Source organism: Nocardia rhamnosiphila NBRC 108938 (genome assembly GCF_000720425.1).
In the GTDB taxonomy this organism is placed as follows: domain Bacteria; phylum Actinomycetota; class Actinomycetes; order Mycobacteriales; family Mycobacteriaceae; genus Nocardia; species Nocardia rhamnosiphila.
Genome location: NZ_JOAJ01000001.1, coordinates 211,525 through 229,117, shown reverse-complemented (window position 1 = coordinate 229,117; position 17,593 = coordinate 211,525). Strand labels below are relative to the sequence as shown.

18 protein-coding genes are annotated in these 17,593 nt (G+C 69.6%); 8 read left to right on the top strand and 10 right to left on the bottom strand.

Annotation, left to right across the window (positions count from 1 at the left end; all coding sequences use genetic code 11):
- Positions 1-113: 113 nt before the first annotated feature.
- The 7 genes from IG75_RS0101165 to IG75_RS0101135 form a co-directional block, all read right to left on the bottom strand.
- A complete protein-coding gene (locus IG75_RS0101165) occupies positions 114-617 on the bottom strand; it encodes a hypothetical protein (RefSeq protein WP_030519241.1) in 504 nt (167 codons plus the stop codon).
- Positions 611-1,258 (bottom strand): hypothetical protein, encoded by a 648-nt coding sequence (locus IG75_RS0101160; protein ID WP_030519240.1) that lies wholly within the window; start codon positions 1,256-1,258, stop codon positions 611-613. Before IG75_RS0101160 ends, IG75_RS0101165 begins: the two co-directional genes overlap by 7 nt.
- Positions 1,251-1,874 carry a hypothetical protein gene (locus tag IG75_RS0101155; RefSeq protein WP_030519239.1) on the bottom strand — a complete coding sequence of 208 codons (624 nt, stop codon included), beginning with the start codon at positions 1,872-1,874 and terminating at the stop codon, positions 1,251-1,253. The genes IG75_RS0101160 and IG75_RS0101155 overlap by 8 nt, the downstream gene beginning before the upstream one ends.
- Positions 1,871-2,626, bottom strand: a complete 756-nt coding sequence (locus IG75_RS0101150; protein WP_030519238.1) for an ABC transporter ATP-binding protein — start codon at positions 2,624-2,626, stop codon at positions 1,871-1,873. Before IG75_RS0101150 ends, IG75_RS0101155 begins: the two co-directional genes overlap by 4 nt.
- Positions 2,613-3,707 carry a FecCD family ABC transporter permease gene (locus tag IG75_RS0101145; protein ID WP_030519237.1) on the bottom strand — a complete coding sequence of 365 codons (1,095 nt, stop codon included), beginning with the start codon at positions 3,705-3,707 and terminating at the stop codon, positions 2,613-2,615. The genes IG75_RS0101150 and IG75_RS0101145 overlap by 14 nt, the downstream gene beginning before the upstream one ends.
- Positions 3,688-4,758, bottom strand: a complete 1,071-nt coding sequence (locus IG75_RS0101140) for an ABC transporter substrate-binding protein (protein ID WP_162183758.1) — start codon at positions 4,756-4,758, stop codon at positions 3,688-3,690. Before IG75_RS0101140 ends, IG75_RS0101145 begins: the two co-directional genes overlap by 20 nt.
- Before the next feature lie 180 nt (positions 4,759-4,938).
- A complete protein-coding gene (locus IG75_RS0101135) occupies positions 4,939-7,020 on the bottom strand; it encodes an MMPL family transporter (RefSeq protein ID WP_081876560.1) in 2,082 nt (693 codons plus the stop codon).
- A gap of 92 nt (positions 7,021-7,112) precedes the next feature.
- Between IG75_RS0101135 and IG75_RS0101130 the strand changes: the two genes are divergently transcribed.
- From IG75_RS0101130 to IG75_RS0101120, 3 genes are all read left to right on the top strand, one after another.
- The gene (locus IG75_RS0101130) at positions 7,113-7,625 is read left to right on the top strand and encodes a MarR family winged helix-turn-helix transcriptional regulator (RefSeq protein ID WP_030519234.1); all 513 of its coding nucleotides are present in this window, start codon (positions 7,113-7,115) and stop codon (positions 7,623-7,625) included.
- A 146-nt stretch (positions 7,626-7,771) separates the two neighbouring features.
- Positions 7,772-8,098, top strand: coding sequence for a hypothetical protein (locus IG75_RS0101125; RefSeq protein WP_030519233.1), 327 nt, complete (start codon positions 7,772-7,774; stop codon positions 8,096-8,098).
- Positions 8,099-8,105: 7 nt separating this feature from the next.
- Entirely contained in the window at positions 8,106-8,762 is a 657-nt protein-coding gene (locus IG75_RS0101120; protein WP_030519232.1) for a UdgX family uracil-DNA binding protein, read from the top strand.
- 15 nt (positions 8,763-8,777) lie between these two features.
- Here the strand turns inward: IG75_RS0101120 and IG75_RS0101115 are convergent, their stop codons facing one another.
- Positions 8,778-10,379, bottom strand: a complete 1,602-nt coding sequence (locus IG75_RS0101115; RefSeq protein WP_245713130.1) for a Na+/H+ antiporter — start codon at positions 10,377-10,379, stop codon at positions 8,778-8,780.
- A 254-nt stretch (positions 10,380-10,633) separates the two neighbouring features.
- Between IG75_RS0101115 and IG75_RS0101110 the strand changes: the two genes are divergently transcribed.
- From IG75_RS0101110 to IG75_RS0101095, 4 genes are read left to right on the top strand one after another with little or no spacing between them, the layout of a single operon-like run.
- The gene (locus tag IG75_RS0101110) at positions 10,634-12,484 is read left to right on the top strand and encodes an SCO2524 family protein (RefSeq protein ID WP_030519230.1); all 1,851 of its coding nucleotides are present in this window, start codon (positions 10,634-10,636) and stop codon (positions 12,482-12,484) included.
- Between the two features lie 9 nt (positions 12,485-12,493).
- The gene (locus IG75_RS0101105) at positions 12,494-13,408 is read left to right on the top strand and encodes an SCO2523 family variant P-loop protein (protein WP_030519229.1); all 915 of its coding nucleotides are present in this window, start codon (positions 12,494-12,496) and stop codon (positions 13,406-13,408) included.
- Positions 13,409-14,410 carry an SCO2522 family protein gene (locus IG75_RS0101100; protein WP_030519228.1) on the top strand — a complete coding sequence of 334 codons (1,002 nt, stop codon included), beginning with the start codon at positions 13,409-13,411 and terminating at the stop codon, positions 14,408-14,410.
- A 1-nt stretch (position 14,411) separates the two neighbouring features.
- Positions 14,412-15,389 carry an SCO2521 family protein gene (locus IG75_RS0101095; RefSeq protein WP_030519227.1) on the top strand — a complete coding sequence of 326 codons (978 nt, stop codon included), beginning with the start codon at positions 14,412-14,414 and terminating at the stop codon, positions 15,387-15,389.
- A 22-nt stretch (positions 15,390-15,411) separates the two neighbouring features.
- On the opposite strand, the gene IG75_RS37120 is transcribed toward IG75_RS0101095, so the two are convergent.
- Together IG75_RS37120 and IG75_RS0101080 are read right to left on the bottom strand one after the other, a co-directional pair.
- Entirely contained in the window at positions 15,412-16,233 is an 822-nt protein-coding gene (locus tag IG75_RS37120; RefSeq protein ID WP_051714068.1) for a hypothetical protein, read from the bottom strand.
- Positions 16,234-16,250: 17 nt separating this feature from the next.
- On the bottom strand, positions 16,251-16,712 hold the full coding sequence (locus IG75_RS0101080) for a GNAT family N-acetyltransferase (RefSeq protein WP_030519225.1): 462 nt from the start codon (positions 16,710-16,712) through the stop codon (positions 16,251-16,253).
- 242 nt (positions 16,713-16,954) lie between these two features.
- Here IG75_RS0101080 and IG75_RS0101075 point away from each other — a divergent pair, with 242 nt between their 5' ends.
- Positions 16,955-17,548 carry an NADPH-dependent FMN reductase gene (locus IG75_RS0101075; RefSeq protein ID WP_030519224.1) on the top strand — a complete coding sequence of 198 codons (594 nt, stop codon included), beginning with the start codon at positions 16,955-16,957 and terminating at the stop codon, positions 17,546-17,548.
- Positions 17,549-17,593 lie beyond the last annotated feature (45 nt).

Sequence of the window (17,593 nt, the reverse complement as noted above, 5' to 3'; positions counted from 1 at the left end):
CGGCCCTCCTTCCGCACGTGATACCGATCGCGTACCCGGGCCCCCGTCGGGAAAACCGGCACGCACTGCGCGCCGAGTGTAGGGCGGGGGCCCGGTGCGGGAGGGGATGCGCGTCAGCGCGTCGGGAGCGGCACCTCTTCGTAGACCTCGCCCACGGCGCCGGCGAGCAGCCGGTCGGTCATCTCCTGCTTCAACACGGTCAGCCGGGCGTTGTCGGCCGCGTCGCGGTCGCGACGCGCGCCGAGTTCGATGAATTCGGCGGTGACGAATCCCGCGTCCCGTAACCGCAGCAGCACGGTCCGGTCGCGGTAGGTGAATTCCCAGACGTAGCGGGCGAGGACGGGCCCGCGCTCGGTGGCCGCGAGTTCGGGGACGACGGTGAAACGATCGCCGGTGACCGCGCGCAGCGCCATCTCGATCGCGTCGCGGCCGCCCGGGCCGGGGAAGGCGGTGCGGACGGTCACTTCCCGCCGTTCGACGGTGCCGAACAGTGAAACGGCGTGCCGCACAGCGCAGTACGCGTGCGCGACACCACCGGGGAACTCGGTGCCGTGATACTTCATCAGATCGGCGAACGAGAACTCGATCGGCGTCCCGGATTCCAGAACTGTCAGCATGTCTTCTCCCTCTTCCTGGTGGCCCAGTGCAGTGCCGAATAGAGCAGTTGCGTCGCTCCCGGCATGAATCCGGAGCCGTGGTGGTACACCGGGTCCATCGTGGTGACGAGCAGTCGTCCCGCGGCGGAACTCTCGTCGATATAGAGGACGGAGCCGTCGCGGACACCGTCCTCGGTGTGCAGGTCGACCAGGCTCACCGCGCCCGGTGGTGGTTCCAGCACCCCGTGGTAGTGCCAGATCACCGCGCGGTCGGCGAAGAACTCCCAGGCGGGATGGCCGGGAGCCTGTTTCCGGAGCCGGTGGTCCTCGCCGGTGCGCCACCACCAGAACACGGTGGGCCGGGGTTCTTCCCGCAGGCCGGGCAACCACTGTCCGGCGTGGTTCTCACCGAAGACGAGCACGGTCGCGCCCCGGTCGAGCCCGGCGACGACGGTATCGGTCCACCGTCGCAGCAGATCCGGGCGGAGGCGGTCGGCGACCACGATCACCTCCGCCTCGCCGATTTCCGCCAGGGCACCGGTGCGCACATGCACCGGACGGATCCGGTAGGGCGCCAGGGCGGGATCGGCGAGGGTGGCCAGCTGGGCGTGGCTGCCGCCGTGCAGGAAGGCGATACCGGTGCGGGGCTCGGGGTCAGTCATCGTCGCCTTCCAGCCAGCGCAGGAGTTGCGGGCGCAGCCGCGCGGTACCGCGGTCGGCGGTGGCGAACTGCAGCAGGTCGTTGCCGCCGTGGACCAGGACCCGCCCCGCACCGAGCGGATAGTCGTAATCGATCGGTGCCCGGGTGCGGCCGATGGTGTGGACTACGCGGGCGTGCTCGGGCAGGTCCGGATAGCAACCGCGCCCGTAGAATCCGGCGACACCGATACGTTCCAGTTCCGCGAACGGGACGGCTCCGCGGGTCCCGGTGTTGTAGAGGAACGCCTTCGGGTCGGTGCCGGCCCACACCGGATGTTCGGTCACCCGCGTCAACGCGAGGTCGCGCGGGTTACGGAACTCCAGCTTGCGCCATCTCGTCAATCCGTCGAGGAAAAGCCGCTGCACATGCCCGTTCACGACGATTCGTCCGCCGCGGGCGACGAACGAATCGAGCAGCGGACGCTGCTCGGTCAGGTATTCCTGATCCACGTCGCCGGTCAGGTAGAGACCGGTGATCGCATCGGTGCACTCCCCCGGCAGATCGTAGACATCGATGTCACGGAAGCCGCCGGCGTACTCGCCGCGAGCCGGGGCCATCACGGCTTTCAGTACCGTCACGAGATCCCCCGCCCGAAATCCGGCACGGTGAGCCGACGGACCGCGCTGGGTGTCTCGATATCGGCGGTCACGATCGGCACGCCGTACATCTCCGACAGCAGGGCGCCGGTGAGCAGGTCGCGGGTCGGGCCGTGGCGCTGATCGTCGGCGGCGACCATCAGCATGGACCGTTCGGCCACGTGCAGGGCGTGGTCGGGATGGTGGGTGGTCATGACGACCGCCATCCCCTCGTCGGCCAGCGCGCGGAGCACGGTCAGCACCTGGGCCTGGTTGCGCAGGTCCAGGGCGGCCGCCGGTTCGTCGAGCACGATGGTGTCGCAGTCGGAGACGAGCGCCCGGGCGATGAGCACCAGCTGACGCTCGCCCCCGCTCAACGCGGTGTAGTCGCGGTCGGCGAGGTGCGGTATGCCCACCCGGCGCAGCGCCTCCCGGGCGGCAGCGCGATCGACGGCCGTGGGCGTGCTGTAGATCTTCACCGTGCGGGCCCGGCCCATGAGGACGATATCGAGCACCGAGAACGAGAACACGACCGAATGGCTCTGCGGGACGTACCCGACCGGGCCGGAGGATTCGACCGAACCGGAGACCGGCCGGAGGAGACCCGCCAGGCATTTGAGCATGGTGGTTTTGCCGCGTGCGTTCGGCCCGAGCACGGCGAACACCTCGCCCGCGGCGGCGCGGACCGATACGTCACGAAAGATCCACGGCCCCTTGGCCGAATAGCGGTAACAGAGCGAACTAGCCTCGAGCATCGGCACCCCACAGGCGGGAACGGTTGCGGATCAGCAGCACCACGAAGAACGGGGCGCCGATGATGGCGGTGAGGATCCCGATCGGGATCTCGGCGGTGCTCAGGGTGCGCGAAAGGGTATCGATCGCGGTCAGATAGGCGGCCCCGAGCAGCGCGCTGACCGGCAGCACCATCCGGTTGTCGGTACCGACCATCATGCGCACCAGATGCGGGACCACCAGGCCCACCCAGCCGATCACCCCGGCCACCGAGACCGAACCCGCGGTGATCAGCGCGACGCACAGCAGCAGGAAATTGCGCAGCCGCGCGGGATTCAGGCCCAGTGCGGTGGCGTCCCCGTCGCCCATGGCGAGGATGTTCAGCCGCCAGCGCAGGGCGAGCACCACCAGACCGGCCGCCAGGATCGGGATCGCGGCGGTGAGCACCTTGGTGTAGGTCGCCGTCGCCAGCGAACCCATGAGCCAGAACACGATCGAGGGCAGTTCGCTGTAGGGGTCGGCGATATAGGTGATGAACGAGACCATCGCCTGGAACATCGCGCCCACCACGGTGCCACCGAGCACGATCATCAGCAGCGGCGCGCCGGGTACCGCCCGGGCGATCGCCACCACCAGCACCAGCGCCAGCACGCCACCCAGGAAGGCGCCGCCGACCAGTGCGGCGCCGCCGAAACCGGCGAGCAGGATCAGCACACCGCCGAAGGACGCGCCGGAGGACACCCCCAGCACCTGTGCGCTGGCCAGCGGATTACGGAACACGGCCTGCATGACCGCGCCGGTGAGCGCCAGGCCGGCGCCGAGCAGGATCGACAGCAGCACCCGGGGCAGCCGCACATCGAGCACCACGGTGCGTTCCTGCGCGTACCAGGTCTGTTCCAGCGGAAAGACCTGGCCCAGCAGGATTCGCACGATTTCGTTCGGCGGCACGGTGTAGCGGCCCACCGCGAGCGCGGCGAGGGCCACCACGATCAGCAGGACCAGGAATCCCGGGATGGCGAGGAGGCGACGGTCGAAGCGCGCGCGGCGCGGCGCCGGAGCCTCCGGCGCCGCGACCGCCGCCGGGTCAGCGGAGGAACTGGTCATAACCCGCGGCGTCCTTGTTCAGGTCCAGGCGCAGCACCTGATCGATCTCCTCGTCGGAGATGCGGTACGCGAACAGGTCGTCGAAGGCGGCGCGGATATCGGCGCGGAACTGCCCGTCGCGCGCGGCCGGGTACAGGACCTGGTGCATCCACTGCCACATCAGCGGTGATTCCGCGCTCGGCACCTGCCACCGGTAACCGCCGAGCGGGGTCTTGTAGACGCGTTTGTTCTGCACCGCGCTGACGCCGGCCAACCTCGGGTCGGCGTAGATATCGGCGGGTGTGCTCTGGTCGAATCCGCTGAGCATGATGACCTCGGGGTTCCAGGCCAGGATCTGCTCGGGGCTCACCTGCCCGGACTCGGAGACGAAACCCTTGGTCACCAGATCGGCGCCCACGAGATCGAATTGGAAACCGTCGTAGCCCTTGGCACTGGTGGTGCTGTAGGTGTCACCGGTCCGGGACAGGATCATCGCCCGGGGCCGCGGTGCCGTCTGCGCGGCCACCTGCGCGCGCATCTCGGACTGTTCGGTGCGCTGCCAGTCGATGAGTTCCTGGCCGCGTTCGGGTTTACCCGCGATCTGCGCGAACAGGGTGATCCACTGCTCGAGATCGTCCTGGGTGCCGTACTTCAGGCCCACGACGGGGAATCCGGCCGCCTCGATCGGCGCCGTGACCTCGGATCCCCGGTCGCCCCACTGAACCACCACATCGGGATCGAGTTGCAGCAGGGTTTCCACGTTGGGCACGAAATCGTTGCCCGCGACCACGGCCGAATCGGCCGAGCCGGGGAACATGGTGGCGAACATGCCGCCCCGGTTCGCCACCAGGGTCGACTGATTGATGCCGACGATGCGGTCGTAGCCGCGGTCGACGGCGGCGAAGATCGACGGCGCCGGCATCACGGTGAACGCCACCTTGTCCGCCGGACCGGCCAAAGTGACGGTCTCACCCCGCTGATCGACGATGGACAGCGCGCCGGTGGCGGCCGTTTCCTCGGTCTGCGCTTCCCGGGTCGAGCACCCGGCGGTCAGCGCGAGGGCCCCGATCATGCCGGCGACCATCCATTGCCGTGGCGGCAAGCTCCGCTTCCACCGCCGTGCACGCTGCATATTCGATGCCATGCGCTCTACCGTCCTGCCTCTGAATCGTACAAACAGGATTCAGGTTAGCCTTACCTATCAGGACGGTGTGAATCAGGGGTGGCTCACTTATCGGCGGCCGATCCTCCGCTACTGCCGCTGTTCCACGAGTTCGGTGACGGGCGCCGGATGGCCGTTGCCGCCGAAACCGCTGGGCCACCACACCTTCGGACCCACCAGGGCGAACAGCGCGGGAATGACGACGGTGCGCACCAGGAAGGTGTCGAGCACGATGCCGATGCCGACGATGATGCCGAGCTGGGTGAGCGTGATCAGCGGCAGCACACCCAGGACGCAGAACACCGCGGCCAGGACGATTCCGGCACTGGTGATCACCGCGCCGGTCGCCGAGACCGCGCGCACCATACCGTCGACGGTGCCGTGGCCCGGGGTTTCCTCCCGGGCCCGGGTCACCAGGAAGATGGTGTAGTCGATACCGAGTGCCACCAGGAAGAGGAATGCGAACAGCGGCACCGTGGTATCCAGCGCGGGGAAGCCGAAGAGATGCGTACTCACCAGGCTGCCCAGCCCCAGCGCGGCCAAGGCGCTCAGCACGGTGACGCCGATCAGCAGGACCGCGGCGGGCAGCGCTCGCAGCAGGATGAGCAGCACCGCGAAGACCACCACCAGGATCAGCGGGATCACCAGTAGCTGGTCGTGCCGGGCGGCGTCGCGGGTGTCGAGCGCTTTCGCGTCGCTCCCGCCGACCATGGCCTCGGCGCCGGGTATCGCGGCCAGGGTGCCGCGCAATTGTTCGATCGTCGTATAGGCCGCCTCGGATTCGGGAGCGGCCTCGAGGGTGACCATCCACCGGTCCGAGCCCTCGTGGCCACCCGCGGGCACCACAGCGGAGACGCCCGGGGCGGCCTCCAGCACCGGACGGACCGCCGCGGCGGCGTCGTGCCGGGTGAGCACGACGGTCGGATCGGAAGCGCCCGAGGGGAAATGAGCGGCAAGGGTATCCAGGCCATCCACCGATTCGGCCCGGACCCGGAACTGTTCGGTCTGCGACAGCCCGATATCCGCGCCGGTCAGACCCGCCGCACACACGACCAGCAGCGCGATCGCCCCGCCGGCGACCACGGCCGGCCGGGCCACCACCCTGGTGGCGATCCCATGCCAGACACCGTGCGCCGCGGTCCCGTCGGCACTCGCGTGCGGAACGAAGGGCCAGAAGATCTTCCGGCCACACAGAGCCAAGGCGGGCGGCAGCGCCAGCAGGACGAAGACCACCGCGACCAGCAGGCCGGCGGCCGCCATCAGGCCGAGCGAACGAGTGTTGGGCAGTGTCGCGAGCAGCAGCGTGCACAGGGCGAGCACCACAGTCACATTGCTGGCGAGAATCGCCGGCCCGGCGCGGCGAACAGCCTCATGCAGCGCGGCGCGGTGGTCGCGGTTCCCGTGCAGTTCGTCGCGATAGCGGGATACCAGCAGGAGCGCGTAATTGGTGCCCGCGCCGAACACCAGCACGCTGGTGATGCCCGCGGTGGAGCCGTCGAAGGAGAGGTCGGTGACGCGGGCGAGCGCCGTGCCGATGCTCGTGGCGGTCCGGTCGGCGAGACCGATCACCAGCAGCGGTACCAGCCACAGCACCGGCGAGCGGTAGGTGACGATGAGCAGTAGCGCGACCACCAGCGCGGTGACGGCCAGCAAGGTCACGTCCGCACCGGCGAAGGAGTCGGCGATATCGGCGCCGAACGCCGGGCCGCCGGTGACCTGCACGGTCAGGCCGGGGGGCGCGTGCTCGGCGGCCACCTGGCGCAGCCGGTCGATCTCGGTGGCCAGGTCCGCTCCGTTCAGGTCGGCGGACACCGTCGCGCGCCCCAGTGCCGCCTTCCCGTCCGGCGCGACCACGAGCGCGTCCGCGCCGGTACCGGAGACCTCCTGAACCGTCTTCGTGGCGGCGGCGCGGTCGGCATCGGTCAGTTCCGCGCCGTCGGGCCGGGTGATCACGAGGATCGCCGGTGCGTCCCGGCCGCCCGGGAATTCCGCCACCGCGGCGTCGACCCGCGCGGCTTCGGAATCCCGCGGCAGCGAGGTCGGCGCCTGACCCGCGTCGTCGTTTCCACCGACGCCCACGATCACCGCGCAGGCGGCGGCGAGGACGGCGAGGAGCAGGACCCACGAGCGGCGGCCGGTGACCACGGTGGCGAATCGTTCCCAGGCATTCACCCGGCAACTATTTCAGAAACTGAAATAATCGGCAAGGCCGGCGCCCGCGGCACCTACACTCTTGCGAGCGGGATCAGGAAAGGACGGCGTAGGTGAGAGACGAACCCTCGGCGAAAACGGACAGCGCGCCCCGGGAGCACGCCGAAACCGAGATCGCCACCGATATCCGCGCGCTGACCGCGGTATCCGAGCAGATCGGGCATCTGTTCGCCCATTCGCATTCCCTGCGCAGCACCGATTTCCGTGCGCTCATGCACGTCGCCACCGCCGAAGCCGAGGGCCGGCCGCTCACCGCCGGACAACTGCGCGAACTCATGGGCCTGTCCCCGGCCGCGATCACCTACCTGGTCGAACGGATGATCGCCTCCGGTCATATCCACCGCGAAACCGATCCCGGCGACCGCCGGCGGGTGCTGCTGCACTACTCCGATCACGGCATGTCGGTGGCCGGCGAATTCTTCCACCCACTGGGCAGGCGCACCCGTTCGGCGCTCGCCGGCCTGCCCACCACCGATCTCGCCGCCGCCCACCGGGTGCTCTCCGCGGTCATCTCCGCCATGCGGGACCACCATGCCGCACTGACCCGGGAGCCGGGCGGGCGGTAATCGGGACACCGACACGCCGAAGGCTCGGACATACTCTGCATACTGCCGCGCGGCCTGGGTAGGACGCCCCACGACCCGCGGACGACCCGCATGCTGATTGCCCCGGCTGTACGCGGGTACACGGCCGGGCAGACAGGAGGTGTGTCATGCCGAAGGAATGGACCGACAAACAAGAACGGCAGTACGAGCACATCAAGGATTCCGCCGAGGATCGCGGGGCGAGCACCAAGCGTGCGAAGGAAATCGGTGCGCGGACGGTCAACAAGAACCGCGCCCAGGCCGGTCAGACGAAGACCGCGAGCCGCTCCTCGACCCGCGATATGTCACCGCAGCGGCGCGGCGGCCTGCGCTCGGGCACCGACAAGCCCAAGGGCCGGACCCGCGACCAGCTGTACAACGAAGCCAAGAGCCGCAATATCAAGGGCCGCTCCAAGATGACCAAGAACGAATTGGCCGAAGCCCTGGGCAAGTAGACCGCCGATGAGCCCCGCCGCCCGCGCGGCCACGAACAGCCGCCGGGCACCGAAACCGGTCGGCGCCGCCGAGTTCGTTCCCGGCGGCGCCGACCTCGGGCGGGTCCGCGCGGCGGCGGCGGAGTGCCGCGGCTGCGGCCTCTACCGCGACGCCACCCAGACGGTGTTCGGCGCCGGACCGGCGCACGCGCCTGTCGTGATGGTCGGCGAACAGCCCGGCGACCAGGAGGATCTGCGCGGGGAACCGTTCGTGGGACCCGCCGGGCGGCTGCTGGACCGCGCGCTGGAAGAAGCCGGATTCCAGCGCGAGGAGCTCTACCTCACCAATGCGGTGAAACATTTCAAGTTCACCGAACGCGGCAAGCGCCGGATCCACAAACAGCCCAGCCGGACCGAGGTCGTCGCATGCTCGGCCTGGCTGGCCACCGAACTGGATCTGATCGGCCCGGATCTGGTGGTCTGCCTGGGCGCGGTGGCGGCGAAAGCGGTACTGGGCCCCTCGGCCACCGTCGGCCCGCTGCGCGGACGCACCGTCGAACGCCCGGACTTCCGGGTGACCGGTACGGTGCATCCCTCGTCGGTGCTGCGCGCCCCGGATCGCGAGGCGGCGTATACCGAGTTCTTGGCAGACCTCACCTACGTCCACGACTCCGCGCGGCGGTGACCCCCGGCGCGCGGATCACCGGCCCGGCCCCAGATCGAGACGCCGGGTCACCCGGTCGACCAGGTCCGGGGGCATACCTGGTTCACGGCGGGCGGCCTGCGCTTCCCGCCGACCTGCCTCGGTGACCTCGGCGCGGATACGCCTGACGGCGACGGTCATCCGTGCCTCCCGCTCGGCGCGGGCGCGCGCGTCCTCGTCGGCCGCTTCCGGGTCGGCCCGGGCCAGCCGGCGACGGATACCTTCCCGCAGCCGCTCATGGAGTTCCTCGGGTACCTGCTCGGCGTCGGCCAGTTCCTCGAGGCGGGCCAGTTCGGCCCGGACCACCCGCTCCCACAGTTGCCGTTCGAGCCGGCGTTCGGCGAGGGTGTCGGCGCGGACACCGGTGAGCCGGACGACCAGCGGCAACGTCGGGCCCTGCACGAGCAGAGTGAACAGGACCACCGCGAACGCCGTGAACAGGATCTCGGTGCGTCCCGGAAAATCCGCGCCCGCCTCGGTCGACAGCGGTATGGCCAGCGCCAGCGCCACCGTGGCCACCCCGCGCATACCGGTCCACCACGTCACCACCGTTTCCCGCCAGGTGTAGGGCTCGTCGGCGTCCTCGTCGTGCCACCACTTCCCGCGCAGCCACCAGGTCGTCATCAGCCAGGCGAGCCGCAGCCCCACCACGACGGCCAGTACCGCGCCCGCGCCCCCGAGCAGTTGCGGCCAGCTGTTCCCGGTGGCCGCGAGCACCGCACTCAGCTCCAAACCGATCAGCCCGAAGGCGAAACCGCTGATCAGCAGCTCGGTGATCTCCCAGAACGAGTTGCCGACCACACGGTAATCGGCGTCGGCGAATTCGGTGACCGCGTCGGTCAGGTACAGCGCGCACACCAGCACCGCCAGCACTCCCGAACCACCCCAGGACTCCGCGAGACCGTAGGCCGCGAAGGGCAGCAGCAGGCTGAGCGCGACCTGCGCGCTCGCTTCGGCCAGATAACGGGTGAGTCTGCTTCCCGCCATACCCAGCGCCAGGCCGACCGCCAGGGCGACCACGGCCGACACCACGAACTCGCCCGCCGCACGCGGCCCCGAAAAATGTCCGGTGAGCACCGCGTCGACCGCGACCGAGTAGACGACGATCGCGGTGACGTCGTTGAAAAGTCCCTCGCCGCCGAGTACGACCACGAGCCGGCGTGGCAGTCCGAGACGACCGGCCAGCGCGGTCGCCGCCACCGGGTCCGGCGGTGCGACGATCGCCCCGAGCACGACGGCCGCAGCCACCGGCAGGCCCGGATACCAGGCGTGGAACACCGCCGCCACCGCCGCCACCGTGGCCAGGACCAGTCCGACGGCCCGTAATACGATGGGCTCCCAGCTCTCCGCGAACTGCCGCCACGAAGTACGCCGGGCCGCGGCGTAGAGCAGCGGGGGCAGGACCAGCGGCAGGATGAGGTGCGGGGGTATCGCGATCTGCGGTACGAACGGCAGCAGCGCGAGCACCACACCGAACAGTGTCATCAGGACCGCCGAGGCGACACCGATCCGCCGCCCGATCGCCTCGGCGAGCACCGCGGCGAACAGGATCACGAATGTCAGCACCAACTGGTCCATGACATACCAGTCTGCTGCCACCCACGCGTTCTGGACCCGCGCAATGCCGAGCGCGGACCGATCGAGCCGGGGAACCCGGGGTGGCGAGGCGACGGGGCCGGCCGCGGACCGCGCGCCGGATCTCCGGCGGGGACGATCGGAAGCGATTGCCGCGCAAGTTATCCCGCGGCAAACGTGGAACCGGCCGAATAGTTGTCCCGGCGAACGAATTCGGGGCACACTCTAGGTGACGACGTTCGACGCGCCGATCGAACGCGGGGGCGAGGACACGGAATATGAGAATTAGGCCGCGGCAACAGCTGCTGGACCTGTGGCGGGCCGTGCTCGCCTGTTCCTATCGGGGTGGCACCTGGACCTGGGGCGGCCGCGACGGCAGCAATTCGATCAGCGACGCCGAACAGTTGCTGTGCCTGCTGTACCCGGCGACCGAACTCGAGGCCTTCGCCCTGGACCAGCCCGACGATATGGCGGCCGACGCCCGCCGGGCATTGGACCCCTTCGGCGAGGAGACCCGCATCGGCGGCGCACTGGTCGGCCTGCTCGAGGACTACCTGCGGCGCTACACCGGCCCCGACGGGCAACCGGTCTTCGCGGCCGGCTCCTACCTGCGCGCGGCCGGTGATCGCCCGCTCACCGAGGAACAGCTCGCCCTGGGGATCGTCGACTCCTATTCCATGTCGCTCAGCCTGTGTATCGCGGCGCTGCGTTTCCTGCGCGGATTCCAGCGTTTCGTCGGCGGTGAGGTGCGGCGCGAGGCACGGCAGTTGAGCGAACGCATTCCGCTGGTGATCGATGCGGTCGGGATCCGGCTCACCGCCGCGATGGCCGGTCTGGTGCGCAGTTTCGTCATCCACACGCCCGAGCCGAAATCCGAGGCGGGGCAGGCGATCCTGCATATGATCAACCAGAACCACGCCCCCGCCGACGAGGTGATCCGGCGCCTGTCGGCACGGCTGGAACGGCTGCGGGTCCAGGCGGCCAACGAGGTCCGGCTCAGCCAGACCGCCGAGGTGGACGTCGCCGACGACGAGCGACTCTTCGAATGCGGCTGGGGCTGGGGCATCGTGCGCACCGCCGAACCCATCGAGTTCGTCCCCGGCGAGGTCGGCCACGCGGCCGGGCACGCCGAACCCCGTCCCTACCTGTACTTCACCGCCGTCGCCCTCGACGGCATCATCGATTTGTCCTCCCAGCGCATCCGGGAGCTGGACCTGCTGACCGACGAGCAGCGCAAACTCGCCGACGCCCTGCAGTTGCGGTTCGAACTGGCCCGCAACTACTGGTCCACGGTGGCCCGGTTCGGCGGCGGCCGCTGGCCGCTGGAGGACATTCCCTGGCGCACCTCCGACGGCGAGGAATCGGACTACTTCAGTCTCACCGTCACCGCCATCCTCATCCAGGACCTGGTCTACCGGGACAGCACCGAGGACCTGGCCCGGACGGTGGCGGTGTTCGATCAGCTGGCCCGCCGGGGCCGGATCACCAGCCGTCTCACCGCCGGGGACGCGGCCGCGGTCCTGCACTTCCCGGGTGTCCGGCTGGGTCTGGCCGGGAGCGAGGACATCGGCGGCGGCTCCGTACTCGAATGGTATGTCCCGGATTTCGTGACCATGATGCTCAAACGCTGCCTGCAGGCGGCGCGCCTGCGCACCGATGTGGACACCCGGGATCAATTGATGGCGCTGGCCGAGGCGGCGATGGACCATCTCGACGGGCGAATTCAGCGCGACGGCCCGGCGGCCGGTCTGTGGGATGATCCGGCGGCCCTGCTCGGCCCGGAGTTCGCGGTCCCGGCCGGCCCGTCCTGGTTCGTCACCGAGCGCGTCATGGAATGTCTGGTGATCGCCTACGACACCTTCCGCGAACCCCCGCTGGCCCCGGCGACCATGGTCGCCCGCGCCGTCGATCTGCTGAGCGAGGCGGAACATCTGCTCAATCAGGAGGAGCTCGAGGTCGAAGGCGATGACCTGACCCCGAAGCAGGCGGCGGTGAACCGTATCCGGCAATCACTGGACCGGGCCCGCGGGGTGCTGCACGAGCGTCCGGGCACCGCCTACAGTCTGGCCACCCAGGCGCTGATCCAGCTCGACGAACTGGCGTACGCGCGCCAGGACGCGACGCGGTAGGGGGTCCGGGTGCTCGTATTCTCCACCTCCGACAAGGGCGGCACCGGGCGTTCGGTGACCAGCTGCAATATCGCGTACCGGTTGTGTATGTCGGGCCGGAACGTCGCCTATGTGGATTTCGACTTCGGGTCACCGACCGCAGGCGCGCTGTTCGAGATCGGCACGGTCGAGCGGGGCGTCGCCGACGGCGGGGTGCACTCCTATCTGCTCGGACAGACCGGGACGGCGGCCCGGGTCGATGTCGGCACCGCCACCGATCGCTCCGAACTCAAACGGGTCGCTCCCCGCTCCGGACGGCTGGTCCTGTTCCCGGGCGACGAGGGCGGCGCCGAATTCCTCACCGCCGACGACGCGGTGGTGACCCGCTGCGCCGAACTGCTGGTGGCGCTGGAACAGGAGTTCCGGGTGGTGTTCGTCGATCTGAGCGCGGGCCGGTCGGTCGCGCTGGAGATCGCCCTGCAGGCGACCGCGCTTCCGCAGTTGCGCCGCCGGACGGCGCGCTGGCTGATCTTCCACCGCTGGACCCGCCAGCACATCCTGGCGGCAGCCGGGTTGGTCTACGGTCCGCACGGGCTGCTGCAGACCGGCGCCGCCTGCGGGCACGATCCCGACGAACTGCTGGGCTCGACCCGCTATATCCGCACCGCCGTACCCGCCGCCAACTCGCATCTCACCGCGCAGCGCGCGGCGCAGGCGGCCTGGCTGCAGGAACAGGATGTCGCGCTGCGCCGGCTGGCCACCGCCAACCGGCTGGGCGCGACCGCGGTACTCGGCGCCACGCCGATGGAACCGGTATTGCAATGGCGGGAGCAGCTGATCCTCGACAGCGATGTCAACGCCCATATCGCCAACCACGAAACGGCACAGGCCTACACCGAACTCGCGCGGCGCCTGATGGACGTCGCCAGCTGGGAGAGGCTCTAGATGCGGGACAGGCAGGTCTACACCGAGGCCACCGAACAGCCCTGGGTCGCCCCGGTTCCGCTCTCGCATCTGTCCATCGAGGTCGGGCACTTCTATCTCAACGACCTCCTCGGCGATCTCGGACGGGTGACAGAGGAATTCCGCCGGATAGTGCCGCTGGTCGCGGCGTTCACCGAATCCGCCCGCGTCCGGTTCGGCCCCGACGTCCGGGTCAGCACGTGCTACCTGATCGACGACTACTTCCAGCCCGATACCGATCCCGCGGAAATCCTCGGCAAACTCCTCACCGCCGCCGACGCGGCCGGGCTCACCATCGACTATCTGGCCCGCGAGTCGGGCTGCTGGCAGACCTCGCAGTTCATGGACGGCGTGCCGCTGGGTGAGCCGATACCGGTGGCCGAGATGGTGGCTGCGCGGATCGTCGCCGAACCGGCGCCGCCCGATACCGGGCGCCGGCCGCCGACCGCGCAATCCGGGTGGCTGTGCAACGGCCGCCGGTCCTCCGAACACGAACCGGCCCAGGCCATGCGCGGGCGGACCTACGAACCGCCCGAGGAGTTCGGCCGCCGCGAGCATTCCATCTTCCTGGACGTGCAGTTGTGGAGCACCCAGCTCGTCGACGGCGTCACGGTGACCCGCTGGTCCTGCCCGTTCCTGGCCGCGGTCTGGCATCTGCTGCGGCTGGGCATGCTGCGGTATCACGGGGCTGCGGTGGTGGATCCGCAGCAGTGGCACGGGGAGCCGTGGCCGCGCCGCTGGCACGAGGTGCCGCCGGTCGTGCAGCTCACCCCGGACGCGGCGCCGTTCGCGGCGTACCAGACCCTGTCGATGCTGCCCAAACGCTATCTCGGTATCGAACACGCGGTACGGCTGGTGCTCGACCATCTCGACCTGGACGAGGACGTACTCGCGCAGGTCATCGCGACCGGTGCGGCCGAGGACGTGATGGTCTCGCGCAAGATCAGCGAGCGGCTGTCCCACCTGCTACTCGACGGGTCCTGAGATGGCCGCGACCGCGCCCCTGGTCGTCCTCGGTGAGGTACGCACCTGCCTGCTGCCCTCGGCCACCGCGCTGACCCGAGCCGAGGCCGGGGAACTGCTGGCCCTGCTACCCGGCTGCGGCGTGCGCTGGCGGGAGCGACCGGGCACGCTGGGCCTGTCCCCGACCACGGCGGTGGGGGTCGATTGCGATCTCCGGCTGGGTGAGCAGCCCGCCCGGATCGTCGGCACCGTGGCCACCAGTCTCGCGCTGGCCGGCGGGCGGGTACTGCAGTCCTCGGCGCGCACCCGGGTGGTGCGGGCCGCGGAACGCCGCCGCCAGACCTGGTCCCACTACATCAGTCAGAAGGGGGTCACCGAGGTCGTCACCCGGATTCCCGAGCGGATGGCGGCCGGGAACGTCCTGGCCGACAGCTATCTCGCCGCCGACCCACTGCCGGGGACGGCCCCGCTGGACCTGGCGTCGATCAGCGAACGGCTGCTGGCCCGGGTCCGCGCCGACTCCCGGCTGGACCAGAACCCACCGGTGCAGGCCGGGACGACCCGGCTGCGCTGGACGGCCCGGGTCGGCGGCAGCAGCGGTCCGGCCGCGACCCTGCACCTCGACGACGACACCGTCCGCTCGGTGCGGCTGATCGTGCGCGACGAAACCGATCTGGAGGCGGCGCAACGATTCTGCGAGGATCTGGCCGCGCACGACTGGCTGCTGACCGTACTGGCCGACGCGCTCGACGAAGCCGACCGGTTCGCCCCGCACAGCCGCGAACGGATCGATATTCTCGCGCCCGCCCTCGAACATCTGGCCGGGCTGTGGATGCCGGGCGCGCATACGCCGCCGGTGCTGCGCGCGCTGTGGAAGGACCTGCAGAACGATCCGGGCTTCTCCCGGCAGTGGAACACACTGGTGGGCCGGTTACGCGACAATATCGCGGTCGCCACGCTGTCGGCGTTGCGGCACAAGATCTTCGACGCGGAATGGTGACCGCCCGTACCTGTCGCTCCGGCTACATCCGGAACCATTTCCGGACCAGCAGCGCGAAGAACACCGACATCGATACCGCGCCGGTCCACGCCTCGACGACGAAGAGCGTCCGTACGGCTCCGGGCAGGTCCTGCGTATCACCGGGGCCCGGCGGATTCAGGAAACCGGTGACGCCCATATAGATCGTGTCGTCGACCGCTTGACCACCCACCAGCAAGGCCACCCCGGTGAACAGCAGCATCTGCAAGATCACCCAGCCCAGCAACCACGAGGGCCGGTACCCGTGGCCACACAGGAGATAGGACCCCTGGCCGGCCCAGCGCCGCAGCCCGTGCGGTAGTCCGCGAGTGTTCGCACGCGCCAGGTGCAGGCCGCAGCGGTCCTCGGCCTCGTCGTCCTCGTTCACCCGGTACAGCGCCATGGCGCGGCGGAACGCCAGGGCCGCGTGGGTGGCCAGGCCCACCGCCGACAGTTGCGCACCGATCGCCTCGTATTCCTCGGCCAGCAGCGTGTTCTGCCGGGCGCTGAGTCGCAGCGGGCCGCGGAACTCGACCTCGGCGGCCATGAGCGCGGCCGGTACCGCGCTGGGCACCCGCCAGCCCTCCTCGTCGGGGCGGGGATCGCGGGCCGCACCGTAGAGGTGCGGGAAGACCAGCGTGTCGGAGTGCCGGCGGCGCGCGCTGGGGGGATCGTAATCGTCGAGAACGGCTTCGACGTGCACAGCGAAAGTGTTCAGTGACATCCGCTCGGGATGCGCGGCGGCATCCAGCTCGGCGGTGTAAGCCGCTGCGTGCCGGGCGATCCGGGTGGAGACCGACGCCACGAACGGCGAGATCTCGCCCATACGAACCAGTTTAGCGTTCAGGGATGGAGGCGGAATTCGTAGAGATCGCGGGGCTCCCCGGGCCCGAAATAGCGCTCGTCGTGTTCGACGAACTCGAAACCGGCCTGCTTGAACAGATTCCCGGCGGGATGATTGTCGGGCCGGACCGTGAGGTACACCGTGTCGGTGCCCAGTTCTCGGCATACGCGCAGGGTCTGGTTCAGCAGCGCGCGGCCGAAACCGGCGCCCTGATACCGCTTGGCCACCGCGAAGGTGAACAGCAGCGCCCGCCCGGACTTCTCCAGGGTGAGCGCGTACCCGATGACCGTGCCCGCGACCTCGGCGACCAGCCATTCCTTACCGTGCAGATCATAGAGCTGGCGCAGCATCAGGTACAGGTACGGTTCACCGAACACCTCGGCCTCGATGGCCGCGATGTCCTCGAGATCGGCAAAGCGGGCCTGCCGGTACACCGGCTGTGGCGCCTCCGCGATATCCATGTGCTCCCTCGTGCCAGGGCATACGCCGTCCGGTACCAGCCTAGAACGTCGACTCGCCGACCGCGTCAGTGTAGAGCTCACGCAACCGTTCCGTGATGCGCCACGTTCTATCGTCGGCATACCCGCCGGCGAACGTCTGTCACAGGGGGGCCGGGATCCGGACTTGACCTAAACAATAGTTGAGGATTCAGAGTGGTTGGCGGAGCGGCGCAACCGCCGCCCGGCACACCCCTGGAGGAAATATGGATATCGCCGCCGCATCCGGCACCGGCACACCCCTGCGCGTCGCGGTCATCATCGGCAGCAGCCGCGACGGCCGCTTCGCACCCGCCGTCGGCAGTTGGTTCCTGACCAGGGCATCGCTGCGCGCCGACCTGGCACCCACCACCGTAGATATCGCGGATACCGAACTACCGCACACCTTCGGCGCGCCCTCCGACGGCCTCGCCGGGACCCGGGAGACACTCGCCGCCGCCGACGCCTTCGTCGTGATCACACCGGAGTACAACCACAGCTATCCCGGCACCCTGAAGAACTTCATCGACCTGCACCACGCGGAATGGCAGGCCAAACCCGTGGGTTTCGTGAGCTACGGCGGTATCTCGGGCGGCCTGCGCGCGACCGAGCACCTGCGCACGGTGTTCGCCGAACTGCACGCCGTCACCGTCCGCGACACCGTCAGCTTCCACAACCCCTGGGGGCAGCGGGACGAGACCGGCGCGCTGGCACCCGGCTCCGGCGCCGAGACCGCGGCCACCACGCTGCTCGACCAGCTCGTCTGGTGGGGCGAGGCGCTGCGTACCGCCCGCGCGGCACGGCCCTACGCAGCGAGCTGAGCCCGGCCCCGCACCCCGGCGGCCCCGCGGTTCTGGAACCCCGGC